The sequence below is a fragment of the Streptomyces milbemycinicus genome (genome assembly GCF_002154605.1).
Classification (GTDB): domain Bacteria; phylum Actinomycetota; class Actinomycetes; order Streptomycetales; family Streptomycetaceae; genus Streptomyces; species Streptomyces milbemycinicus.
Genome location: NZ_MUNE01000564.1, coordinates 1 through 453 on the forward strand (window position 1 = coordinate 1; position 453 = coordinate 453).

The window sequence follows — 453 nt, forward strand, 5'->3', positions numbered from 1 at the left end:
GGCGTGGAATTTCGGTTGGCGAGGGTGAACTGCCGCGGTGGACCGAAGTGGGCCTCGAACGGGTTGGTCCAGGGGGCGTAACCGCAGTTGAGGGCTCACCGCCGCTCGTGCGGAGAACACTGGCGGGCACGGGGAACCCGGACTCGGCCCGGGCGGCGCCCACGGCCCGCGAGGGGCGCAGGGGCATAGGGGCGGGCGGTGGCGGTGGCCGTTTGCCTCGGGGCGCGCGGCGCCCGCCTTTGCGCGCCACGGCTGCGGCTGTGAACGGGGCTGGGCGCCCTGGTGCCGGACACCCGGCAGCCCTCGTGGGCGGGGCCGCTCGGGGGCGTCACTGCGGCATGCGGCGCAGGTGGTCGGAGGCGGACTGCCCGATGCTTGCAGCCCGTTGTTTCACCTTCGGATCCGATCCCGCCTTCTGCTGCTCGCCGGACATGCGCTCCGTATGGGTGAGGT